We start from the raw sequence: 23,869 nt of genomic DNA, 5'->3' as shown, positions 1-23,869 counted from the left end.
TCGCTGATGCGGCTGATGGGTTCCGTTCTGTTGGAAAGAAACGATGTCGTTAGCTCCAAGAAAGCCATATTCAGTCCGGCAACCTACGCAAAAATGATCAAGTCTAAGACGGTTGCTGAACTAAAAGAATTGGCAGAGGAACAACAAAAACTAAGAGCTGCGTAAGGTGTATCACTCTTTCCGAAGCTGTCAAGGGAACCTCTTCGAGGTGCGCAGATGGCGCACCCTTGACAGCTCCTTCAAGAGTGATAGTGGACAGACATGGATGCATTCGCATCCCCTGCACAACTTGTGCCTGGGAAAAATATTTTACACACAAATTAGGACTTGACTACTTTCAGGGCCGCGCGACTCGGTTTCGAAGTGTCAGATAGACAAAAATCACACATTTATCCCGGTTTTTGTCTACTTTCAGGGCCGCGCGACTCGGTTTCGAAGTGTCAGGTAGACAAAAATCAGACGTTTCCCCGTTTTTTGTCTACTTTCGGAACCGCGCTCCCCAATTTCGGAGTGTCCGGTAGACAAAAATGAGCCATTCACTCCGTTTTTTGTCTACTTTCGAGGCCGCGAACCCTGAATTTGGACCAGCCGGTAGACAAAAAATGGATAAGATTTGCGATTAATCACAAAACTCATCCAAGTTTCAAATTTGAGACAAAATTTTTTCCAAGTCTCAGTTATCGTATCATCACCAATAAGCATTCCTAATATCCTACGCTTTGATATTGATTGACGACGGCAGCCTTATTGCCGGCATGACCAAATTGCGTCAACTGATTATCCGAAGAATTGTTCCATTGAAGAAAATCGTGCTCATCTTCCCAAGAGTTGATCAGCAAATATTCGTAATCTTGTTTGATCGAACGCAGCTCAACATAGGACTTGAGTCCGAGCGGACGCTTTTTTTCATCGTCCCATGAATCAAGAATCGACTGCATCACTTTCTGCTCATCGGAATCAAGTGTCATGTAGCGCAATTCGAGAATGGCATTTTCTGCAAGTTCGACTTCACCCAACGTTTGAATGACGCGATAGTTCAACCCCGATTGAAAAACGTTTTTTTCGCCGGAAACGTCAAGCAGCATGAACTTGCGATGATCGTCCGAAGATCTGTATTTCAAAAAATGACGTTCCGGATACTTCTCAATCAGCATGTTTATGGTTGCTTCAGGTCCAAGCGCAATATTGATTTCATGTAAAGCCATCTTAATTCCTCCTTATCGATACAGGTCCAGTATAACACTCAAATTCTTCATTTCATGTTACGAAGATTGACGTTTTTTTGACTAATTTTTTGGGTATACTGTAAGAAGATTAAACTAATGAGGTGTTCGTTATGAAAAAATTGCCTTTTTCCAAAAATAAAAAACAATCTTCCTGCCTGATCAGCCCAAAGGATTTTAAAAAATACAGAAAACTGCTCCTCACAGGCGTGGCCGTCATGCAGCTCGACAAGCTGATCGTTGCTTCCGCAAAAGCCTATGCAATCATCAAAAAAGCCAATCACGACTGCAAATGAAGAGACCGGGAATTTTCCCGGTCTCTTTTTTGTCAAATGCAGTGCTGCGCATCATCAAATGCGTTCTGCATATTTTTAAGCCGCTTATTTTTCTTTAAACTCACCTTCGATGACTTCATCATCATCGCGGTGACGATTATCATCATCTGCATCCGGCATTACGACGGCCGCAATCAAATATGCTAAAATACCTCCAAAAACATGTCCCGGGAAGACGCACAAGACAACCGCAACCAGACGGGTAATCGTCTTGTCCCAATCAAAATATTCGGCAATTCCGCCTAAAACGCCACTGATTACTTTATCATTTGACTTTGTAAGCTGTTTTTTCTTTTTGCTCATATCTCACACTTTCCTTTCTTTAATCAAATAAACCCAAATCTTCATTTAACGGAGTTGTCACCGTCTGAATTCATTAACACTAATATGTTCGCTGCATTCGGATTTTCTTCAAGCGTCGTTGCCTCACCATTCTTTGCGTGTAAAAGATTGTCTCCAGAGCTTGTCGTTGAAACGTACCCGTCCGCCTGGGCGTTTGTGACATTGATATCGCCGTCTTGCGAAATGAACTGGCATCTTCCCTTGATTGTTGCGTTGATCGCTGAAATGTCCCCGTCATTTGACTTGACCGAACTCTTCTCCATAACGGTATTGCTGGTGGAGAAATCCCCGTCGTTCAATTCGAATCCGATGCTGTTGACCTCGCTGTCGAACAGGTTGAGATCGCCTTCATCCACTTTGATCATACCATAACTGAGCTTTGATGAATTAACTTTAAGATCACTTGAAACGTCGATGTCGACTTTGTCTGCTTCAATGTTGTTGAGCATTATGTCCGAAACGTCGTACATGTGAAGCTTGAGATTTTCGGCCTTGAGTCCGCTGAGCGTCAAATCACCGTTCATCCCGTCATTTTCAACGCTGCTGAACTTGTAATCGCGAGGCACCGTAATGACCAAGCGGCTCGTCCAGTCGGTGCTACTGCGAAAACCATCGAAGTCAAAAACCACCCTGCGATAATTTCCGGACTTTTTGCCAGCATAAATTTTGAGCGCATCGCCTTCATTTTTGATTACGGGCGCCAGGTTTTTCGATCCGCTGTATTTGGCAGAAAAATCATTCCCTTGACGAACTTCGACGTTGACGATTGAACTGTAATCGCTGTTTGAACCGTCGGCCTTCTTATCTAAAGCCATGACCAGGTTCTTTGCTTCCTTGACGTCATATTTTTTGGTAATTTTCTTGTCTTCCTTAAGTTCGACCGGCTTGATCCCCATGAACTCGATCGATTTGGCACCGTCCTTGGCAACTCCGATCGCCGTCATCACGGCACCGATCAAAAGAACGATCCAACCTGCTTTAAAAAGTTTTTTCATTTCTCATTCCCCCCTTGGCGACGATTCTTGTAAATTTTTTTATATAAGAACTTTGCAAAATTTGCGATTCCTTGAATGATGGCGCGAAAGATCCAGTACAAAAGCGGAAAGCCGATCAAAACGGCGCCAAGTCCCATCAGACCGCACCCGAGATAGAAAAGACCCGTCGTGAAACTGCTGAACAGCATCACGATGCCGACATAAAGCGAAGCAATCATCAAAATGAAGAATGTGCACAAAACTGCCAGCGCGGCAACCATGCAGGCGCCAAAGACAGCAACTACGCAGGCAAGAATCGCAAACAACACGATTCCGAGCACGATGGCGGCAGGCGATGCCAGCAATGCCAGCAAAATCATCCAGATCATTTTGCCGTTTGAACGAACGGAAGCTTTGCTTTTCTTGCTTCGATGCGATTCAATGTCCGTTACCTTGATTGAATAGTCCGCCAAAACCTTGCGACTCAACTGACGCGGAGTCCCCAGACGCTTTTCGATCTCGTCCGTCGTTTCAAGTCCCGCATCATCAATATATTCATTGTAAAATTCAATTACGTCCGCTTTTTCATCCGCTGTCAGAGCATCCAAATACTCTTCGAGCTCCGTCAAATAGTTCTCCTTATCCATGTTCATTCCCCTTTGCATCGTTTAAATCACCGTGGCTTACGACAATATCCGCTTTGTAAAATACAGAGTCCAGACTTGTTTTGAAATCTCCCCACATCTTGCGAATCCTTTCCAAATGCGTCCGACCTTCAGGCGTAATCTGATAATAGCGCCGATTTCGTCCATGATACGGCTGATCATAAGTCGTCAGATAATTATTTTTCTGCAACCGACGCAATACCGGATACATCGTCGATTCAGAAATTGAAATCGCCGTTTGCATATCCTGCGTCAATGCGTATCCGTAGTAATCCTGCTTGTCAAGCAGCGCCAGCACCAGTCCGTCGAGCAAATCCGCCGTTACCTTGATTTCCATCACGCACCCTCCTTTTAAAACGTAATATCTTATCTGCAACTATATTATATGGCGTATAATATAAAAAGGCAAGCAATATTATTTAAAAATTAAAAAGGAATTTCCCAGCGCAAAAAATAAAAGACGCTGATTCCCTTGTCAAAAAACAAGCGACTCAACATCCTTCTCACAAAGCTATTCTTTTTCAAGCTCAATTCGAGTACCCTTTTCGTCCACGACACCGTAGACGTGGTACGAATCGGCAGTCCCCAAATCAACGCGGCCTTTGATCTCGGTTTCATCCGTCAGTTCGATGCCCTTGATGAGCGTTCGAAAGACGCGATGCAGCAAAATTCCCTCTTTGCGATGCAGCTCGGCCTTTTCGACTGCTTTTGCCAAAGTATACCCCTCATCCAAAAAATGCTTGATTGCAAAAATCTTGTACATCGATCCAAGACCGTATTTTCTTGCGCCCCCTTCTTCTTCATTCATCGCCTTGATGTACCCCTTTTGTTCCCAGTAACGCAACTGACGCGAAGAAACGCCCGTCATTTTGCTCATGTCACCGATTCCGATACGAAGGTTGTCGCCCATTTTTAATTTATCCACTGTTGTCCTTTTTCCTTTCAAGTGTTGCTTACGTTAATTGTAACTTTTCTCGCTATTTTGTCAACTTTTTTGACAATTTTATAAAATGCAGAGCTTGAACCAAAACATGATCGCAGATATCCTTGCTTTTCAAAATGCCATGATGCCGCAAGATAGCCGACCTTCTGCTCCGTTGCGGGTTACGGGAAAAACGTCGATTATTGAGGTTTGCCCGTAGATGCCTGTCCCCCGTTACGGACAAATCCTCGGTTTTTTCGATTCTGTCAATAATTGCCTACAATAAATTTCGGATTGCTCAGCCATGTTTTTCATTTTCTGATTCAGCACTGTATTTCATTAAGGAAATAAGCTAAAATTAAGTTGAAAAATGCCTTAGACAAGGGGAAATAATCGTGGAAAAACATCTTATTTTATTTGATATTGACGGAACTTTGCTGAATGACGACATGCGCATCTCAAAAAAAACAATCGACATCGTTTCAAGCCTCCAAAAAAAGGGTCATCTTTTCTACATTGCTTCCGGCCGTTTGCTTTCTTCTGCCAGATCATATTCTGAAATGCTCGGCAAAAATATCGGAACGATCGCCGCCAACGGCAGCGTTTATACTCTCGGAAACGAGATCGTCAAAAACAGATTGAAAGATGAAGCCGTTTCGGCAATTTTTGAAGCCTGCAAGATTTATCCCAAACTTCAGCTGCGACTGTTTTCAACTGACACAGCCTATGGCATGGGCGGGATGTTGCAGGCTTTCATGAACCTTGCATCCAAGACGAAATTTAAAAAAATCAAATCGAAGGCTGACCTGGATCGCCTGAATCCGTTCATCACAAACGGTATTTTGTGTGCGAACGACTTGTCGGTTCTGGCAGGCGCAAAAGAATTTTTAAAGGATGCGCCCTCTCTTTGCCTTTCATCATCAAACGAACACAACATCGAACTGATTCCTTCGGGGCGCTCAAAAGCAGCCGCATTAAAGGACGTGGCACAAAAATACGGCATCAAACCGCAAAATACGATCGCATTCGGCAACGGCGAAAACGATTTGCCGATGCTGATCGAAAGCGGACATGGAGTGGCAATGGCCAACAGTCCGAGACACGTCCTGGAACAGGCGGACGTCGTTACGAAGTCAAACAACGAAGACGGAATTTATGCTTTTCTTTCAAAATACTTTGCAGAAGATCTGGAATCTTAATTTAATTTTGAACTTTGCTTACGAGATTGTTTAGATTTCAAAGATACAATATGCATCGTAAGGTGTTTTGCGCCACGTTCCCGATACGAGGCGGCAAAAACACCTTGAACCAGATCGTCTCTGAACTCAGCAGACGGTTTCGAGCAGGCGACTACCCTAAAAACAGAAATAACTTATCGAGATCGAGTTTCTTCCGGATTTTAAAACTGATTGCCTGCTCGTTAAAAAGAGGCTCGATCTTTTGCAAACCAGTTTTTTGATTCCGGGCAACGCTGCTCTTAAGAAGTTGCTGAAGTCCGGCCGGATTGAAATTTTCGGTTTGCAGGATTCATAACCAATCCCCTATAAAAAGAGGCCGGGAAAAACCATGCCTCAAATTGAAAAACCGGATGACTTGCATTCAATTGCAAATCTGATCCGGTTTTTTTGCGTATGCACGACAATCGCCTCCATGATGGAAATATCCCAAAAGAGGCTGGCGGTAAATTTGACCGAGAGCTTGTGCGCGCTGATTTGGCAGACTCTGCATTTGGCGAAAACACTTTCGTTTACGGACACATCGATGAAAATGGGAAATTTGTCCGTAAACGGCCTGCCCGAAAAATAGCGATTACGGACAAAATGGTCAAAAATGGCCGTTTGTCCGTAAAATTTGCATGAGATTTTGCCTAGATCAGTTGTGCAGCACTGTATTTAAAAAATGCCGGACAAATTCAATCGAAAATCGACCTCCTTCGTTCGGTATTTCAAGTAAGAAACGGGACTTTTTTCCATCCTCTTTATTCTTCTTTTCCCAAAAGATACCCATTGATGAATTCCAGCTTATCGGAAATTTCATAAAGAACGTTGACGCATTCACGATACTCGCTTTCAGTCATCTCAATCGGAAGAACGCAATCCTGAATGTGATGCTTGACGTCATGTTCAAGACTTATCGCTTTTGGCGTCAGTTCGACCATCACGCACCGTCCGTCTTCAAGATTTCTGTTTCGAACGACCCAGCCTTGCTTTTCCAGACGATTAAGCAGCGGCGTCAAGGTCCCGGAATCAAGCTTCAGCCTTTCACCAAGCTCCTTGACCATCATCAGACGCCGCTCTTCCCACAAAAAAAGCATCGTCGCATATTGTACATATGTAAGTTCGTATCTTTTCAATACGATTGAATAAAAACGATTATACAGCTTCTGCGTCGAATAAACTGCAAAACACAACTCATCTTCCAAGTGTGACGGCTTATGCTTTAGCATCTTCCCCTCTTTTCCCCAAATCAACCTTATTTTGATTATCTTCTTGATCTTGCCGGCTCGATGACCACGTATCGTCTCGGTTCAGCACCCCTTGAATAGGTTTTGACCTTTGAATTGTCGGCAAGCGCCGAATGAATGACCTTTCTTTCGTATGCCGGCATCGGATCAAGCTGCATGCGTCGTCGCTGCGAAATGGCATCATAAGCGACCTTTTTGGCCAGATATTTCAACGTTTCAGTCCGACGTTCACGATAGTCTGCCACGTCAAGAATAATGTTCAAACGCTTGAAACTCAGCTTGTCAAAATAGTTTTGCGCCAATAATTGCAATGAATTCAGCGTTTTGCCATGCTTGCCAATCAAAAGTCCTTCCTGATTGGCGCTGAAATTATAAAAAACGTCGCGGCGCTCGACCGTAACTTCGATTTTAGTTTCAACGCCCATTTCTTTCGTAACTTCAGCCAGATATGAGCCCACCTCGCGCAATGCCTGTTCGACTTCTTGTTCCGATTCTGCCTCTTTTTTTTCATCGGACGGCTCTGGTTCAGCTACGGTCTCAGCTTTTTCTTCAACACGTTCCGTTTCCTTAGGCGTAATTTCGACCTCAGCCGGCTTTCCTCCAAAAATACCTAAAAATCCTTTTTTGCCTTCGCTGACAATGACGATTTCGACTTCTTCACGAGTCTTTCCAAGTTCCTTCAAGCCTTTTTCGATCGCTTGCTCAGCAGTTTGTGCGGAAAATTTCATTTAGAATCCCCCTGATTATGAAGTAATGATTAAATAGCGCTAATTTACGCTATCTATAGGTAAGTATACCATAGGTCAAAAACACCCGCATACTAATTTTCAAACTTTGGAAAAATCCACGGCTGAAACTTCTTTAAGAGATTCTGATGCCAAAATCGCAAGCAGAATTATGTACTTTAAACCAAAATTGTGCTTAAATTAAAACTGTATTTGATTAAATCTATCTAGGGGGTTTCTTATATGGGTGAAAAAAACAAGGTCAATGAAAGTCTCTTAAAAGACGATCTCTATCAAGCCGTCAACGGCGAATGGCTGAAAACAGCCGTTATCCCAGCCGATCGTCCAACAGCTGGAGGCTTTTCCGAACTGGATCTCAACATTGAAAAAATTTTAATGAATGACTTGGGCGAAATGCTTGAAGGAAAAAACGTTCCCGATGACAAGAATTTAAAAGAATTCCTCAAGTACTACAAGCTGGCATCAGACTTTGAAACTCGCAATGCCGAAGGATTTGAACCGGCAAAAAAATACCTCGATGCGGTTTTGGTCATCAAAGATTTACAAGACTGGCAAGACAAGTGGCTTGATTTTGCGCTGATCGACGCGGCAAATCCGTTCAGCTTCTTCGTTGACCCGGATATGAAGAATACGCAGGAATATGCTTTGTACGCAGACGTGACGCCATTGTTTTTGCCGGACAAGACATACTATGAAGAAGGCAACGAACAAGGTGCAGCCTTGCTTTCGGTCTTATCAGACATGCTTGAAAAGCTTTTTGAAAAAGCCGGATACGATGCTGAATTTGCCAAGAAAACAATCAGCGAAGCCATCGAGTACGATCGCTTGATCGCACCGTTCCAAAAAGACAGCACAGAACGTGCCGATTACGTCAAAGTTTACAATCCGTATTCGTTTGAAGACTTCTCCAAGCTTTCGACTACAATCGACTTTGGCGCCGTCGCAAAGAAAATCGTCAAGACGACGCCCGACAAGATCGTCGTTACAGAACCAAAATTCTATGAAGCAGCAGACAGGATCGTCAACGACGACACGTTTGAACAATTGAGAAGCTGGATCTTCGTACATACGCTGATGGATTCGACAGGTTTCCTGAGCGATGACGTTCGCGTCCTCGGCGGCACGTTCTCACGCGCGCTTTCCGGTGCAAAGGAAGCAATGAAACCTGAAAAAGCCGCATATCATCTTGCAACGGCACGCTACGACCAAGTCGTCGGTCTTTACTACGCACACAAATATTTCGGACCTGATGCCAAGGCAGACGTTCAGCATATGGTTGAAAAAATGGTTGCCGTTTATAAAAAACGTCTTGAAACAAACGACTGGCTCAGCAAGGAAACAGCCAAAAAAGCCGTGGCCAAACTCGATGCGCTCGGCATCAACGTCGGCTATCCGGATGAGCTTGATCCGCTCTACGAAAAGTATCTCGTTGACGAAACAAAGAATCTGCTCGACAATGCCATTGAATTCAGGCGCATTCAAATTGCGGACAACTTTGATCGTTACGGAAAGCCGGTCGATCGGACGCGTTGGGAAATGCCGGCTCATCAAGTAAACGCATACTATAATCCGTCGTTTAACATCATCGTCTTCCCTGCAGCCATCCTTCAGGCTCCGTTCTACAGTCTGAAACAGACCGCAAGCGAAAACTACGGCGGCATCGGTGCCGTAATCGCACATGAAATTTCGCACGCCTTTGACAACAACGGTTCTCAATTTGACGAATTCGGAAATCTTTCCAACTGGTGGACAGATGAAGATCTGAAACATTTTGAAGGCCTGGCACAAGAAATGATCGAAGAATTTGACGGTCTGGAAACGGAAGCAGGCAAATGCAACGGCAAGCTCGTCGTTTCCGAAAACATCGCTGATGCCGGCGGATTGAGTTGTGCACTCGAAGCAGCCAAGGGCGAAGAAAATCCTGATATCAAAGGATTCTTCCTCAACTGGGCTCGCACCTGGTGCATGAAGTCGTCGCTTGAGTGCCAAAAATTGCTTCTTGCAATCGACGTGCATGCTCCGAATGTTTTGCGCGCAAACGTTCAGCCTAAGAATCTTCAAGAATTCTATGATGTCTTTGACGTTCATGAAGGAGACGGCATGTGGCTTGAACCGGAAAAACGCATTCATATTTGGTAAAATATTTGCTGACAAGCAGACAAGAAGAGGCTGAAGAAAATGCCTCAATTTGAAAAACCGGATGATTTGCAATCATTTGGTTTTTTTATATGCATGACAATCGCTTTCCATGATGGAAACAAGTCTGTTTTCATTTCCATGTATCAAAGCTCCAAAAGGGGACGTTGTACGTAATCGTGGACAGGCATTTACGGGCAGATCTCAAGAATCGGCTTTTTGTCCGTAATCACGTCTTGGCATGCTGATTGAGCAGGATCTGCATTTTACAAAAAAACGGAATTCTGATATGGTTAAGGTAAATCTAGGAGAAAACAAATGACAGTAAAACTGATTGAAACAAAAAAAGATTCCAAAGACTGGAAGAAAATCAAAGCATTGTACCTGAGGGCTTTTCCAGCTGTCGAGCGCTTGCCTTTCTGGCTCTTGAAGAAAAAAACGCAGCGCAGGATCGCCGAATTTTGCAGCTTATATGATGACGACGAGTGGGTCGGCTTCATTTATACGCTGAAAAATGACTCCCTGGCGTACGTCTTCTTCCTTGCCATCGATGATGCCAAACGCTCGCACGGATACGGCAGCAAACTGATCAGGCTTTTGACCGACCGCTACGCCGGCCTTGTCATCGGACTCAGTGCTGAACGCCCCGACGATCAGGCTGAAAACAACGAGCAGAGAATCAGGAGACAGAAGTTCTATCAACGCAACGATTTTCTTCATTCGGGATACTACAGCGTTGAAAAAGGCGGCGAAAAATTCGACTTTCTCACATATCAGGGACGAAAAATCGATTCGGACGAGTATCCGAAAATCATGCATGAGTGTCTCGGTTTGTTCCAGCGTTTTATCCTGCCAGTCAAAATGATTGCGGACGGAAGTGAGTCAAATGGCCGGCATTCGTGATATTGCCAAAATTGCCGGCGTTTCTCCGGCACGCGCAAAATGCCGCTTTGCATCACTTGCAAAAGTCGGATGAATCTTCGAGGATCGGTCGGAAACCCGAGAAAATGGCCAAAATTTGATATTTGAAAAAAACTGCACCTAAAACTAAGAGCCCGGATGAAAACATGATTCTGATTGAAAAGTCCAAGTTCGCGCGCACGACTTTCAAAGCAGCGCGCCAAGCTGTTTTGTTTTATTCTCATAATTGAAGGTGATTGTCATGCATATGCAAAAACCCGGATTATTTGCAATTGATTGCAAGTAATCCGGGTTTTTAATTTGAGAAAGAGTTTTTTCAAAAACTTTTTAACTTCTATTTCGTATAATCGACGTCCTTCGTTTCCGGCGTCAATGCCCATGCAACAACGGAAACGATCGCCAACACAAACATGTACAGGCCGGCAGAATGCAAACCGTATTGCGCGATCAGCCATGTCGTGATCGTCGGAGCAACGGCGGCACCGACAACGGCTGCCAGGTTGTACGTGATTCCTGCACCGGAATAGCGCACCTTTGTCGGGAACAGTTCAGGCAGGACCGCGCCGACCGGTCCGTACAAAGTTCCCATGATTACAAAGCCGACGCCGAGGAACAACAGCATGCCGACCATATTGTGCTTGCCTTCAAGGAAAAACGGAAAGACCAAAGAAAAGACTACGAGCAAAACGGAGGCCGTCATCAAAACTTTCTTTCTGCCGATCTTGTCGGCAAGAACCGACGTTGACATGATCAAAACGGCAAATTCAACGATTGCGCCCATCAATAACAATAAAAATTCAGAATGGCTGAAGCCGAGCGCCATTGTTGCATATGACAAAGACCATGTCGTCAGAGTGAAGAACATTGCGTATGTCGCACCCATCAAGAACGTTCCTTTGATGATTTCCTTCCAGTTGGACTTGAAGACTTCTCGAAGCGGTGAACGCGTCGTGTTATCGCGTTCTTGTGCCAGCTTGAACAATGGCGTTTCCTGCAGGCGACGACGAACGTAAAGACCGATGAAGACGAGCACGGCTGATGCCCAGAACGGAATACGCCAGCCAAAGCTCTGCATTTGAGCCGGAGTCAAAATGTTTTCCAAAACGAAGAACAAACCGTTGCAAATGAAGAATCCGATCGGTGCGCCGACTTCAGGAAAGGCTCCGTACAAAGCCCGCTTGTCTTCCGGAGCGTTTTCGGTTGCGACCAAAACAGCGCCTGACCATTCTCCGCCAAGACCGATGCCTTGAACGAAGCGGCAAAGGCAAAGCAGCAGCGCGCCCCAAACGCCGATGCTGCCATACCCCGGAATGAATCCGATGGAAACCGTGGCAACCCCCATTACCAGCAGCGAAACGACCAACGTTTTCTTTCTTCCCAATCTATCGCCGAAGTGTCCGAATAAAAACGACCCGAACGGACGCGCGACAAAAGCGACGCCAAACGTCAAAAGACTCAGCAAAGTTGCCAATAACGGCGTTGTCTGCGGAAAGAAAACGGACGGAAAATATGCCGCTGAAGCAGTCCCGTATGCATAAAAATCAAAAAATTCAATTGCCGTGCCCATCATCGAAGCCAAGATTACCGTCTTGACCGGATCGCGTTCCAATTTTTCCTTTGGCAATGATAAGTTTGTCGTATTTTCCATAATTCAATCTCCTCATGTTTTAACCTATGTGTCAATCACTTCAATTTCTGGTTTAATGCCACTAATGTCGCTTTCCATAAAACCACCCCCTTAAACTCAAAAAAGCGACCGACCGTTCAATCGAACAGCCAGCCGCTTTCGTAAGAAAACATCCGTCATGCTGTCCGCATCTGCTGCTTAGGCGATGCGGACAATATCAAAACTATCCGCATCACCTAAATAATAATGCGAATAATGATAATATCTGCTGCGTTGTGGAACTGCATGACGTTTTTCATGTCTTCTTACCTCGTTTCGTATTTGATGTTTCTAACTTTACCACTGTTTAAATTAAAAATCAATAATAAAATTTATTTTTCCGTAATTTTACAATGATTCTGAGTGTTTTCTCTCACATATATAATAATATCTGATCATTTATACATTAAATGTAGCGCAACGGTCAAAACGCTGACTAGAAAGGATAGCAACCTTATTTTCATCCTTTTCCATTTCTCGGATTTTATCTACCATTTCTTCAAAATTCATCAATTGTTCTTCTTCCATTGCAGTATCTAAAGCATTTTCCATTTTAATCACCTCATTAAATATTGTATTCCTCAATTAGTATTCTTTATACCATTTCATTAGGAGACCTGATATTAATTTTCATGATTACACATCCAATTCCGTTGAAATCTTATTCGCAATTATTAAAGATATTCCCAAAGAAATATATATAATGAAAACAGTTATAGAATATTTCTGAATGCCACAAAAAGAAATAAACGTTGGAACTCCAAGCAAACCGATTGGCTGGCTTAAATTTATCAAAGCGTATAAACAATTAGATATTGCGCCAAAATCATCTTCAGGAATTTTATTTTGAAAAACGGTTTTCAAAGAAATATTGTATAAAGGAATTGACGCACCCAAGATTATTAGTCCAAACGCAGAAATCATCAACGATCTGGTGTTACCCATTAATAAAATAGCAAGAGGAACCTGCAGCAATGACAGCGAAATAAATTGATGTATCCTGATTCTGAATGACAAAAATCTATAGCCTATAGACGAAATCAAAAATCCGAATGAAAACAAAGAATCTAAAATACCTACAATTCCTTTATTATCAGCGTTAATTGTCGCTATTTGAGTAAGATAGACATCCAACGGTGCTAAAATTATATTAAAGATAACAGCGCCTATCAAAGGCGAGATTAAATATTTATTTTCTCTTATAAAGAGATACGCCTTGTCAAACCCGGAGACCAACACATTTCTATTCTCTTTATTTTTACTTGAAAATTTGTCATTGTCAGGAACTTCCAAAAATAAAATAAGACTAGTGACGATAACATACGATAAAATATCAATCTCAAAAACTCCCTTAAAATTGATCAACCCCAATAATACGGTCACCAAAACCCCTGAAAAAAGATTAGCACTTGTCATAGCTGTTGAAATATCTGCGTTAATCTTCATATATTCTCTTTTATCAAAAATTATCATTGTAATTTTGCTAATAATTGGAGTATAAAAATCACATAATACGCTATATAAAACGGCCAACAAAACCAACAAAGGAAAACTTCGAAGGTTGATGCAAAAAATAAAGAGTATTGTCAAAACAGATAATAATGAAAGTACAAGCGTTTCTACCAACAATCTTTTTAAATTTCGACAATTATCTACTAATGATCCAATCGGACTTGCAAAAACAATCCCTGGAACAAATAAAAAGAATGAGTATAATCCTATGTAAATGGGATTGCTGAACCACGTTGAAATCAAAATAACAAGAGATATTCTTGTCATCGCCGTGCCAAAATTGTTGATGAATTGTGAAAAACTGATAATTTTAGTATTTTTATCATTCATGTTCAATCACCATCTTTCGAAAAAACATAATCAAATTTATTGCCTGTATATTCATTCAATTTAATCACCCATGCCTTATCAAATACCTATTAAACTCAAAAAAGCGACCGACCGTTCAATCGAACAGCCGGCCGCTTTCGTAAGAAAACATCCGTCATGCTGTCCGCATCTGCTGCTTAGGCGATGCGGACAATATCAAAACTATCCGCATCACCTAAATAATAATGCGAATAATGATAATATCTGCTGCGTTGTGGAACTGCATGACGTTTTTCATGTCTTCTTACCTCGTTTCGTATTTGATGTCTCTAACTTTATCACCGCTTAAATTAAAAATCAATAATAAAGCTTAAAATAAAATGAAATCATCAACTTGGCTGCTGAATCGCAAACTGTATTTCCATATGAAACGACAGCTGCAGAAAAGCCCTGCATTTAAAATGAACCTCAGCCTTTGCGAATCTTGCGGACCCCGACCGTCAGCAACGGGATGATGATCAAGAAGATAGCAAGATAACCCATGTAGCCGTAACCGTACTTGATGATGTTCGTCAATCCTCCCAAAGAGATGACCACCGACAAAATGATGATGAATGCCGACAAAACGCAGCGTTTTTCAAACAGCGTCGGCACCTTGTCGACAACCTTGCTGTTTTCAAAACGATCGACGAAGGCAAACGTCAAAGTGATGGCAGAAGAGACCAGACATAAGAGCAGGATCACGCCGTAAACGACCAAAAGCCAGTTGACCTTCATAGTCTGCAAAACCGTAAGCGTTGGCAGAGTCGATCCGTTCGGCGTCTTCGTGAACGTATTTTCCCAGCAAAGAAGCATGAAAACCGCCATTCCCAAACCGAAAGTATTCATGAAAAACGACGCAAACATTGATTTGCCTTCAGCGTTATTGTTCTTGCCTTTAAAAATTGCCCCGCAGGCCAGCATCGTCGGAATCTGCACGCATTGGAAGCCGGCATAAACAAAAGCATTCCAGATTGCCTTTGGAAGTTCCGAAAAGCCTTCATTTTGGAAACGCACCGAGAAAAGATGACCGACGTTTCCGGCCTTCAAGATCCCGTAGCCGTATGCAACGAAAATGCAGAGCATGATTGCGGTTCCCATATAAGTACTGATTAATTGAACGGCTCGTTCGCCAAAAATCGTCGCAAAGAAGACCAGCAGACCGACCAAAACGATGCAGACATAGTAATTCCAACCAAAGTACTGCCCCAACGCGCTGGCTGCACCGGCAATCGCAACCGATACGGCCATAATAACCATGACGTAAAAGAAAAGTTCAAAAACAAGCTCCAATTTGTCAAACGGATGATACAGCTTCTCAAATAATTCCTTGTATGAATGCAGATCATATTTGTTGTATAACCTCATGGCAATCGCGATGATTCCGGTCAAGATGGCCATCGACAAAGCAAGCGACAACAGACCGGCCCAACCCGAACAGACAAAATACGTGTTCTCCTGATTGCCCGTCGCAAAGCCTCCGCCCGCATGGGATGCAAACAAAACCATCGCAACGGACAGAATCGATGCCGTTGAAGCCTTGGCCGCCGTGTGATTACCCTTTTTTTCCATAAAAATTCCTCCTCAATGTCTGATACCCTCATCAAATGCTCAAAAGCCATTTTTTCTTTATAAAACAGAAAAGCGGCCGACCGTTCAATCGAACAGCCAGCCGCTTTCGTAAGAAAACATTTGCCATGCCGTCCGCATCCATTGTTCAGGCGATGCGGACAATCACAAATATCCGCATCACCTAAATAATAATGACGCGAATAATGACGACGTTTAATTCTTTGTGAAGTCGCATGGCATTTTTCATTTTTTCTTACCTCGTTTCGTATTTGATGTCTTTTACTTTACCATGATCGTAATTAAAAATCAATAATAAAATTAGAAAAATCTTAAATTAAAATTCGCTTGCGCTTCTTGCGAGTCCAAAAAGCTTGATTTAACGGCTTTTATTTCTTGATTGATTTTCATCAAAAGGACATTTCCATGATTATAATAATAGGATAACCATTATATGCTTAAGTTTTTATCCAAATCGAAACATTTTCTTCATTTTTCCAGTATATATTGAACGTAACTGAAGATTGGAGGTATCGCATCGTGAAAAAAACAACTTCTCGATTGGTTTTGGCATTGTCATTCATATCATTCTTATTTTATCTGACTCCTGACGACTCAGCAGAAGCCAGCAGCGCTCCTCCGGTTTCCGACGTAACGATTCTCGGGCCGGGAACCTGGGACAGGGACGGTGTGGGAGAAGGCGACTCGTCACTTTGGCCGGGTTATCTCTATATGGCAGTTCAGGTCATGGGATACGGGCAGCCGACGGCATATCTTGACGGCAGAATAGTCAGAAGAGCCGTAAGTCAGCCTTATTTCTTCAATGGAAACATCGTCACCGGATTCAGGGACTTCTTTCACTTAAGCAACAAATCCGGTCTGACTCCGGGAAAGCATGTCTTTAAAGTGACATATACTTCGGATAACTTTCCATTCAATGAAACCAGCGCATCATATACATTTGACTATCCCTTGAAAGGAGGAAAATAACATGTCAGTCTCATCAGTAAACCCGACCTCTTCAAGCAGATATGTTACCTTCAACAAGACGCCGTCTGCATCAAAATTCCAGGTTCAGGAAACAAAAAGTGACAATCGACAGCCGGTGCTGCTTGACGAAGGCGTCTTCGGAACGGCCTTTGTCGGAGAACCACCCGTTCCGATAAAAATGGACAAATACGGAATTGATCTGTGGTATTCGGGAGGCTCGAAGAATGCCGGTAACGGCAGATACTATATCCAGCAGGGCGTTGCCAACTATACTGCTGACTCGACCGATGAAGATCCAACGGTGGCAATTTACGGAATCAACGATTACGGTGAAAAGTACAGCGAAATCGTCCATCTGAATGACATTGACCCGACAAACGCTACATACGGTGAGTTCAATGCCCTGTATCAGCATATTGCCGAAACGAGCAGTCCGCACATTTCGCCAAACGGAACATTCTTTGCCATTGATACTCTGGAGTCAATGCATTTTCAGTATGACAAGAAATACAACTTCCTTGCACAGCTTGACTTGATGTCAAAAAAATATCAGGGAATTCACGATTACAGGGATGTCTCTCAGATACAGGACATGAAGACGGCCTTGATCAACAACTTCAATGAAAAGAATTCGCAGGGCATAAAGGCCGGTGACAATCCGGCAGAGCCGATTTTCTATGCCAGCGACATAGAAAACTCCCAGAGTGGTGTAAGCCTTGAAACTGCAGGTGAATACAGCAAGATGATTCAGAAGATTGAGGAAAAAATTGACAAGGAGCAAAATGATGCCCTGCAGCGGATATTTGACAAGCTGCATGCACAGAGGGTGTACGGTGGAAATGACCGCAATGAACGGCTGATTCAGAAGAAGTAAAATGTCACGGCAGACGAGGTCTCCAAATAAAAAGAGGCTGGAAAAAAATCTGACTCAAACAAAAGCTCGGATGCTTTGCAACCAATTGCAAATTTCATCCGGGCTTTTTTATACAACGTTAAAATTCCCAAACGGCCTATTTTACTGCATTTTTCAAAAAATTCACACTGCACGCCCAAAATGATAACAAAAATATGGCAAAATACGACTAAGAAGGAGCGATTCTCATGAAACGAAAGAAACTAACCTGGCTTTTTTGCCTGTTTTTTGCAGCCTTTTTCTTCCTCGTGCCGGCCGTTGCTCATGCTTCAGCCAAAGATGACATTGGCAAATACGACGTCACCGTCAACATCTTGAAAAACGGCGATGCAAAAGTTACGCATGAAATTACATACAACCTCTCTAAAAAAGCCCATCAACTGACGCTTCCTCAAAGCATCAGCGGAATCGACGACGTTTATGCGGTCAGCGTTTCCGTCGTCTCCGGATCAAAAAAAATTCGGTTAAAGCAGGGAACTTCTCATAAGAAGAACACGTTTGAAACAAAGCAGACCAATAAAAACAGCGAAATCACCACCTACGGAAACTACGGTACCGATCCGCTAAAATTCACGTACGTATACAAGCTGCGCGGTTTCGTCACGAATTACAAAGATTGTGCCGAAGTCAACTGGCGCGTGATCAGCAACAATTTGACAGTTCCGCAGCGAAACGTCGGCATTCACTTTGTTTTGCCGCAAAAAAACGTCAGATTTTTGCGCATTTGGAATCACGGAAATCTTGACACGGCCAAAACAAACGTCAGCTTCAGCAAGGGCAAAGTCGATGTTTCGCTCAAACAAAACCCCGCACACCAAAGTTTAAGATGTCACCTGCTGTTTCCCGAAACAGTTACGTCAAAAAATAAAAAAATCGTCAAACAGCACTCAAAAGAACAAATTGAAGCAATTGAAGATAAAAAACTTGAAAGGTCGGTCCAACAACGCGAAAAGAAACAGAGTACCTATCGTCTGATTCGCTTTGTCTGGCTCGGAACGGTCATCTTCAGCATCTTCTTGTGGTTCATTTACTTGATCAAGCACCCGATCAAGCAAAAAATTGCCATGCCTGATCTTGAGTACTCGTATGATCTCCCTAAGTATCCTGCGGAATTTGCCGAAGTCATCCTGACAAACGACAAACCGACGCCACGCGCATTTGCTGCATACTTGCTTGAGCTTGCCTTCGAAAAGAAGGTGACGATCGAAACCGTCCCGAACTCTAAAAACGATTTCTACGTTAAGCTGGTCGATAAAAGCATCCTGCACGGAAATGAGCTGCTGAAAATGCTGTTCGGGCGCGTTGGCAAAAAAGGCCGATTCACGCTGAAAGATCTTGAATCTTTTTCTCAAAACGACAAGCAGCGTCTGCGGTTGTCCTCTGCATTTGACAAATGGGCGGAAAACATCCTCAAGCGTGCGAAAAATACAGGGTATTACGACCAACAAGGCGAAAAACGCACTCGCGTCGCAATCATCTGGTGCATCGCCAACATTCCGTTTGCGGTCGCTTGCATCTGTATGTTCCTGGATAAGCTTTCGATCGCAATTTTGCTGGTGATTCTGATCATCTTCTGCGGCTTTTTGCTTTCCAGGCTTTATCGCAACCGCGAAACCTACACCGCAAGCGGAATTGCCACGCGCTATCGCCTCCTGTGCCTGAAAAAGACGTTCGAAGACATTCGCCGCATGAATCTTGAGCCGGTCAAAGACAAAATTCTTCATGAGCAGCTCGTTCCGTATTCAATCGTTTTCGGATCTTCAAGAAATACGATCAAGGCGCTCAAAACCAACTTCCCTGCCAAAAGATTGCAAATCGTCTTTGAATCCTACTACTTCCCGGTCTTCATCTTCTCAGACGGCGATTATGCGGCTTCTCTTTCAGAGGGGCTGATGAACGCAATTGCGCCAAAGAAGATTGACAAGCTGAACACAAACGACGATCTGTCGATCAAGTTTAAGAAGAATCTGTTGAAAAAGCTTAAAAAGAAATAAAAAAGAGGCTTCGGAAAAAAGTCCCGTTTCCCTCTTGAATTAAACGAAATGCCGAACGAAGGATGTCGCAGGTCGACTGACTTTGTCTGGCATTTCTTCAATTTTGGATACGTGAAACGAGCATTGACAAACACCTTTACCCTAACACTTCTCTAAGTGGGGGATGAATCGCCTCTTTTGAAGCACTCAGCGCTTCTTTTTTCTTGATTCGTTTTAAATCAGATATTATAATTAGTGCATAAATTGTAACATGAAAAAAGGGAATAGCTTTCGCCATTCTCTTTTCTACAAACTGGAATTTATCTAATTCATCAATTCAAGAGTTTTTTCAAATGAAATACATTCTGCGTATCTTCCATTCCACATGAACTGATTATAATATCTATAAGATTTTTCCGCTGTCATATACGCATTATCAATGCGTACTGTTTGTATTTGCTGGAACAATCATTTTAAATCTATACTCAAAACCACATTTCACTGTTGCATCTATGCAGTAATCTGTTTGTAGCCCTACAATAATGATTGTATCTTCATCTTTTTCATGTAGGTAATCCAACAACCCCGTATCTTTGAAAGCACTGTTTATATTTTTATCAAAAACACGCTCATTTGACATTGGTTGAAATTCTTCGTATATTTCATAGCCTAATGCGCCTTTAGTTAATTTCTGTCCAACACCATCATCATGTCTAACATAAATAACTTCTATATTATTATTGCGCGCCTCTTTGATTAGTGTTTTAATACGATATACAAAAGTCTCAAATTCATATAAGTCATTATTCATAATTAAATTTTGAGTATCAACAATATCATTCTATTACCTCCCAAATTAGAATTTATCTTTTCTTATATGTCACCACAACTCCAACCACCGAAGTCAAAAAAACAATCGGTGCGAGTCTTACAAACAAGAATTCAAACCCATGCAGTATTGTTCCTGCCACTGCCAACTCAGGATCATTGTAATTCCAATTCAAATAAAAACTATTCATAGATGCAAGTGCGATAAATATTACCACTATAACCGCACACAATGAAATAAGAATCCATCGAATCGTTTTTACCTTTGTTATACTTCTTTTTGCAAGCTGCAAATTAATAACTTCTAATTTTTCAGAAAGAATCTTTAAATCATCGGTAGTAGGTTTTACTACAGGTTCTCCAAGTAATTCACTTACAGTAGTATCCAGTTCATTCGCCAAAATAATCAGCATACTGGAATCTGGAACTGACAAACCATTCTCCCATTTTGATACTGTCTGTCTTACTACGTTCAGTTTAATTGCCAGTTCTTCTTGCGACAGCCCTTTTGACTTTCTAATTCTTTTGATATTTTCATTTAGCATAATCTCTGCCTCCTTGTTTTTGATAGCTCAATTCTATATTCAATAGAGCCGTTGCCACAAGCAATACATATTAACATCCGCTTATTCACGGGCTTTTCACAGACAAATCTCGATTTGTTAAATTCATATCCACATTGTAGCATAAAAATAAAGACACTATATATCACTTTCGTAACATACAATGTCGTTACTTTTATTTTCTTCGATACACCAAACATAACATATTCCTGCATACGATAATATCATATACAGAGTTCGACTTGTTCAGCTTTAGTGGAGACGACGTTCAGGACAGAATGTTGCAAAAGGCCGGCTACATCAGCATCCACGATATGGAAGTCCAAAAAGACGAACACGGTGCAATGGTTAAAACCGGAAACCAGCCTGCAGCAAAATTGAATTTCCATTAATCAAAAAGGCCTCGCCCAATTGAACTCGGACGAGGCCTTAATTCACATTCTTTTGAAAAAATAAATCGAACCAAACAGCAATGCGCACATGATGATGAAAAGCTTGCCGAATCTTACGGGACCGATGCCGATGTGGCCTCGATGCGTCAGTCTGAAAATCAGCAGGATTCCGATTGCGAGTGCGGCACAGAACAAAAGAATTCCAAGCAATAGATTTTTAAAATCAATTTTTCTCATATTTTTTCCTTTCCTCTGAAGTGCGGAAGCAAAATCGCCTCTGATGCAATCATCAGAATCGTAAAAATCAAAAAGATCCAAAAAGTCCCTAATCTGGTCGATTCATCAACCGAACCGCTGCTTTCTTGCGCAATCGCCATCAACGTCGAACCAAGCGCCGTTCCCCCTCCGTCAAAATTTCGGGCGAAATAATCGAACACAACGGTTTTGCGGTCTCTCAAATCAATCTTCCTTTCTCAAAGTTTGATCGCTCTTCCTGGCTGCGGCATACATGAAGATTCCGACTACGGCAGTCAAAAAGTCAGCAACGGGCTGTGCGCAAATGATTCCGTCATAACCAAAGCATGCGGCCGTAATCAAGATTACGACGGTAAAAATCACGCCCTGTCTGCTGATGGACAGCACAAACGAAGGAACAGCCTTGCCCATGGCAATGAAGCACGTGGTCAGGACAAGCACGATGCCGCAGAACGGCGTCGTCAAAGTAAACCAGCGCAGCATCCCCGTTCCATATGCGACAACGGCTGAATCATCCATGAAAGATCCGATCAGATGCGGTGCAAAAATGATGATAAAAACGGCGGCAAGCGCTGAAAAGCCGACTTCGACCAACAAATCGAAGCGAATGATCTTTTGAAGGCGTTTGTTGTCTTTGGCGCCATACGAATACCCGATCAGAGGCTGCGCGCCAAAAGCAAAACCGACCATGATCATCATAATGATCATATTGACCTTGATTGCAATCCCCATTGCCGCTACGGCCTTTGAACCGTAATCAATCAAGTAGCGATTGATGATTGTCATGTTGTAGCTTTGCATCAGATTCGTCAGCGATGCCGGAATCCCGATCAAAAAGACGCTTGTCGCAAGCTGACGTTTGATTTTGACGTGCCTGACGGATACCGTCAGCTTCGTCGATTTTTTTAAAATATAATAAATCAGCAAAGCGTCGCTTAAGACGTAGCCCATCACCGTTGCAAGCGCTGCACCGCCAGCCCCCATTTTGAACGTAAAAATAAACAAAGGATCCAACGCAATATTGACAATGCTTCCGGCAATGCTTGCAATCATCGACTGCAGCGCCAGTCCTTCCGTTCGGATTATGTTGCTTGGCGTAAGCGACAAAATTATCAGCGGTGCGCCCCATGCGATGAAGAAATAGTACTGCGAGGCATATTTTACGGTCGCATCCGTTGCTCCGAGCATTTTCAAAATCGGAGTTTGAAACAAAAACATCAATCCGGTCACAATCAGACCGCTGATGATTGCCGCATAAAAGCAAAATCCGCTGACGTTTTTGGCAGTCGCATCATCTTTTTGACCAAAAAGGCGCGAAATAATCGAGCTTCCGCCAAGGCCGAAGATGTCGCCCAAAGCGAGCATCAGCGTAAAAAGCGGCGTGCATTGCGACACGCCCGCAACCAGGTCGGCATTTTGCGTCCCGGAAACAAAAAACGTATCGACCATATTGTAGATCAAAGTCACCAGCATGCTGAAGACAACCGGCAACGAAATAATAAAGTAGGCTTTCCAGACAGGTGCCTTTTCAAACAGTTCCTGCTTGTTTTCCATTGACAATTTCTCATCCCTTCTATGTTCAACATAGCTATTATAAGCAGTTTTTCAGCGTTTCTCTAGCACTAAGCGCAACTTCTTCAAAAAATATGCTCAAACAAATACTTTTTCAAAGCAGAACACGAAGCTTGTAAAGGAAAATTCAGAGCAGCCGGCACCTTCGCTTGTTTTTTTGTCAAATCAGTCGCTGAAAACACGCATCTCAATCCAAACTCTGCATTTAAAATCCTTATAGAATCTCGTTTTTTGAACTACCCCAACTTAACCTGAAACTTCGTTTTTTAACGGTTTGAAGTTGGGGATTCTGGGAACACGGCAAACTTGCCAGTCTAGTTCTTCACTAAGTTGGTAGAGGTCATCGCTATTTACCAAGGTACGTTCCATACCTGTTTATTATTAAGCCAGAGTTTCTAATCCTTTAGCTAAGATATTTTTGGCTGCGTTTACATCTCTATCAAGATGCGCATGACAATTAGGACAGTCCCATTCACGAGCAGCTAGCCATTCTGACTGAGAAAGGCTGTCAAACTCGTGATTTTTTTGTTTGCATTCATGACAAATACGACTGGTATTTT

Annotated in this window: 27 protein-coding genes; 9 read left to right on the top strand and 18 right to left on the bottom strand. The window is 42.8% G+C overall.

Translation table 11 applies throughout. The annotated features are described in order from the left end of the window. Positions 1 to 704: 704 nt before the first annotated feature. The gene (locus BMZ95_RS08770) at positions 705 to 1,205 is read right to left on the bottom strand and encodes a hypothetical protein (RefSeq protein ID WP_014074279.1); all 501 of its coding nucleotides are present in this window, start codon (positions 1,203 to 1,205) and stop codon (positions 705 to 707) included. A 131-nt stretch (positions 1,206 to 1,336) separates the two neighbouring features. Here BMZ95_RS08770 and BMZ95_RS08765 point away from each other — a divergent pair, with 131 nt between their 5' ends. Further along, on the top strand, positions 1,337 to 1,519 hold the full coding sequence (locus BMZ95_RS08765; RefSeq protein ID WP_014074280.1) for a hypothetical protein: 183 nt from the start codon (positions 1,337 to 1,339) through the stop codon (positions 1,517 to 1,519). Between the two features lie 84 nt (positions 1,520 to 1,603). On the opposite strand, the gene BMZ95_RS08760 is transcribed toward BMZ95_RS08765, so the two are convergent. The 5 genes from BMZ95_RS08760 to BMZ95_RS08740 all read right to left on the bottom strand — a co-directional run bounded on the left by BMZ95_RS08760 (position 1,604) and on the right by BMZ95_RS08740 (position 4,464). Further along, entirely contained in the window at positions 1,604 to 1,861 is a 258-nt protein-coding gene (locus BMZ95_RS08760; protein WP_014074281.1) for a PspC domain-containing protein, read from the bottom strand. Positions 1,862 to 1,902: 41 nt separating this feature from the next. After that, complete coding sequence (locus BMZ95_RS08755; protein ID WP_014074282.1) at positions 1,903 to 2,895, bottom strand: DUF4097 family beta strand repeat-containing protein; 993 nt, start codon at positions 2,893 to 2,895, stop codon at positions 1,903 to 1,905. Further along, positions 2,892 to 3,521, bottom strand: a complete 630-nt coding sequence (locus BMZ95_RS08750; protein ID WP_014074283.1) for a DUF1700 domain-containing protein — start codon at positions 3,519 to 3,521, stop codon at positions 2,892 to 2,894. Before BMZ95_RS08750 ends, BMZ95_RS08755 begins: the two co-directional genes overlap by 4 nt. Beyond that, positions 3,514 to 3,876 (bottom strand): PadR family transcriptional regulator, encoded by a 363-nt coding sequence (locus BMZ95_RS08745; protein WP_014074284.1) that lies wholly within the window; start codon positions 3,874 to 3,876, stop codon positions 3,514 to 3,516. Before BMZ95_RS08745 ends, BMZ95_RS08750 begins: the two co-directional genes overlap by 8 nt. Positions 3,877 to 4,050: 174 nt before the next feature. Beyond that, positions 4,051 to 4,464, bottom strand: a complete 414-nt coding sequence (locus tag BMZ95_RS08740; RefSeq protein ID WP_014074285.1) for a MerR family transcriptional regulator — start codon at positions 4,462 to 4,464, stop codon at positions 4,051 to 4,053. Positions 4,465 to 4,856: 392 nt separating this feature from the next. Between BMZ95_RS08740 and BMZ95_RS08735 the strand changes: the two genes are divergently transcribed. Continuing rightward, entirely contained in the window at positions 4,857 to 5,660 is an 804-nt protein-coding gene (locus BMZ95_RS08735) for an HAD family hydrolase (protein WP_046922738.1), read from the top strand. Between the two features lie 367 nt (positions 5,661 to 6,027). Next, positions 6,028 to 6,267 carry a hypothetical protein gene (locus BMZ95_RS11295; RefSeq protein WP_046922739.1) on the top strand — a complete coding sequence of 80 codons (240 nt, stop codon included), beginning with the start codon at positions 6,028 to 6,030 and terminating at the stop codon, positions 6,265 to 6,267. 172 nt (positions 6,268 to 6,439) lie between these two features. On the opposite strand, the gene BMZ95_RS08725 is transcribed toward BMZ95_RS11295, so the two are convergent. Beyond that, positions 6,440 to 6,907 (bottom strand): MarR family winged helix-turn-helix transcriptional regulator, encoded by a 468-nt coding sequence (locus BMZ95_RS08725; protein ID WP_056990476.1) that lies wholly within the window; start codon positions 6,905 to 6,907, stop codon positions 6,440 to 6,442. Between the two features lie 35 nt (positions 6,908 to 6,942). After that, positions 6,943 to 7,653, bottom strand: a complete 711-nt coding sequence (gene jag, locus BMZ95_RS08720; RefSeq protein WP_014074289.1) for an RNA-binding cell elongation regulator Jag/EloR — start codon at positions 7,651 to 7,653, stop codon at positions 6,943 to 6,945. A 240-nt stretch (positions 7,654 to 7,893) separates the two neighbouring features. Between jag and BMZ95_RS08715 the strand changes: the two genes are divergently transcribed. Further along, positions 7,894 to 9,810 (top strand): M13 family metallopeptidase, encoded by a 1,917-nt coding sequence (locus BMZ95_RS08715; RefSeq protein ID WP_046922741.1) that lies wholly within the window; start codon positions 7,894 to 7,896, stop codon positions 9,808 to 9,810. A 315-nt stretch (positions 9,811 to 10,125) separates the two neighbouring features. Continuing rightward, positions 10,126 to 10,710 carry a GNAT family N-acetyltransferase gene (locus BMZ95_RS08710; protein ID WP_046922742.1) on the top strand — a complete coding sequence of 195 codons (585 nt, stop codon included), beginning with the start codon at positions 10,126 to 10,128 and terminating at the stop codon, positions 10,708 to 10,710. 352 nt (positions 10,711 to 11,062) lie between these two features. Here BMZ95_RS08710 and BMZ95_RS08705 read toward each other — a convergent pair whose 3' ends face one another. From BMZ95_RS08705 to BMZ95_RS08695, 4 genes are all read right to left on the bottom strand, one after another. After that, a complete protein-coding gene (locus BMZ95_RS08705) occupies positions 11,063 to 12,376 on the bottom strand; it encodes an MFS transporter (protein WP_046922743.1) in 1,314 nt (437 codons plus the stop codon). A 417-nt stretch (positions 12,377 to 12,793) separates the two neighbouring features. Continuing rightward, positions 12,794 to 12,946: a hypothetical protein gene (locus BMZ95_RS11205; RefSeq protein WP_155275859.1), complete on the bottom strand. Its 153-nt coding sequence runs from the start codon at positions 12,944 to 12,946 to the stop codon at positions 12,794 to 12,796. Between the two features lie 84 nt (positions 12,947 to 13,030). Continuing rightward, positions 13,031 to 14,236, bottom strand: a complete 1,206-nt coding sequence (locus BMZ95_RS08700; RefSeq protein WP_039121919.1) for an MFS transporter — start codon at positions 14,234 to 14,236, stop codon at positions 13,031 to 13,033. Between the two features lie 447 nt (positions 14,237 to 14,683). Next, positions 14,684 to 15,826 carry a YkvI family membrane protein gene (locus tag BMZ95_RS08695; RefSeq protein ID WP_046922130.1) on the bottom strand — a complete coding sequence of 381 codons (1,143 nt, stop codon included), beginning with the start codon at positions 15,824 to 15,826 and terminating at the stop codon, positions 14,684 to 14,686. A 537-nt stretch (positions 15,827 to 16,363) separates the two neighbouring features. Here BMZ95_RS08695 and BMZ95_RS08690 point away from each other — a divergent pair. From BMZ95_RS08690 to BMZ95_RS08680, 3 genes are all read left to right on the top strand, one after another. Beyond that, positions 16,364 to 16,813, top strand: coding sequence for a hypothetical protein (locus BMZ95_RS08690; RefSeq protein WP_014074295.1), 450 nt, complete (start codon positions 16,364 to 16,366; stop codon positions 16,811 to 16,813). Position 16,814: 1 nt separating this feature from the next. Beyond that, on the top strand, positions 16,815 to 17,687 hold the full coding sequence (locus BMZ95_RS08685) for a hypothetical protein (RefSeq protein WP_014074296.1): 873 nt from the start codon (positions 16,815 to 16,817) through the stop codon (positions 17,685 to 17,687). A gap of 227 nt (positions 17,688 to 17,914) precedes the next feature. Next, a complete protein-coding gene (locus BMZ95_RS08680) occupies positions 17,915 to 19,720 on the top strand; it encodes a DUF2207 domain-containing protein (RefSeq protein WP_046922131.1) in 1,806 nt (601 codons plus the stop codon). A gap of 415 nt (positions 19,721 to 20,135) precedes the next feature. On the opposite strand, the gene BMZ95_RS08675 is transcribed toward BMZ95_RS08680, so the two are convergent. Further along, the gene (locus BMZ95_RS08675; protein WP_235806938.1) at positions 20,136 to 20,510 is read right to left on the bottom strand and encodes an isochorismatase family protein; all 375 of its coding nucleotides are present in this window, start codon (positions 20,508 to 20,510) and stop codon (positions 20,136 to 20,138) included. A 52-nt stretch (positions 20,511 to 20,562) separates the two neighbouring features. Next, complete coding sequence (locus tag BMZ95_RS08670) at positions 20,563 to 21,072, bottom strand: helix-turn-helix domain-containing protein (protein ID WP_046922573.1); 510 nt, start codon at positions 21,070 to 21,072, stop codon at positions 20,563 to 20,565. A 260-nt stretch (positions 21,073 to 21,332) separates the two neighbouring features. Between BMZ95_RS08670 and BMZ95_RS11200 the strand changes: the two genes are divergently transcribed. After that, the gene (locus tag BMZ95_RS11200; protein WP_155400510.1) at positions 21,333 to 21,482 is read left to right on the top strand and encodes a hypothetical protein; all 150 of its coding nucleotides are present in this window, start codon (positions 21,333 to 21,335) and stop codon (positions 21,480 to 21,482) included. A 42-nt stretch (positions 21,483 to 21,524) separates the two neighbouring features. Here BMZ95_RS11200 and BMZ95_RS08665 read toward each other — a convergent pair whose 3' ends face one another. The 4 genes from BMZ95_RS08665 to BMZ95_RS08650 form a co-directional block, all read right to left on the bottom strand. Then, positions 21,525 to 21,719, bottom strand: a complete 195-nt coding sequence (locus BMZ95_RS08665; RefSeq protein WP_014074299.1) for a hypothetical protein — start codon at positions 21,717 to 21,719, stop codon at positions 21,525 to 21,527. After that, entirely contained in the window at positions 21,716 to 21,940 is a 225-nt protein-coding gene (locus tag BMZ95_RS08660; protein WP_225354940.1) for an adhesin, read from the bottom strand. Before BMZ95_RS08660 ends, BMZ95_RS08665 begins: the two co-directional genes overlap by 4 nt. A 1-nt stretch (position 21,941) precedes the next feature. After that, positions 21,942 to 23,291 carry an MATE family efflux transporter gene (locus BMZ95_RS08655; protein ID WP_046922622.1) on the bottom strand — a complete coding sequence of 450 codons (1,350 nt, stop codon included), beginning with the start codon at positions 23,289 to 23,291 and terminating at the stop codon, positions 21,942 to 21,944. 399 nt (positions 23,292 to 23,690) lie between these two features. Further along, on the bottom strand, positions 23,691 to 23,869 hold a 179-nt coding region (locus BMZ95_RS08650; protein ID WP_143454997.1), incomplete at its 5' end, for a zinc ribbon domain-containing protein.

Source organism: Ligilactobacillus ruminis DSM 20403 = NBRC 102161 (assembly GCF_900113455.1).
Taxonomy (GTDB): domain Bacteria; phylum Bacillota; class Bacilli; order Lactobacillales; family Lactobacillaceae; genus Ligilactobacillus; species Ligilactobacillus ruminis.
Note: the sequence above shows the minus strand (reverse complement) of the source record. Positions and strands in the feature narration are given on the sequence as shown.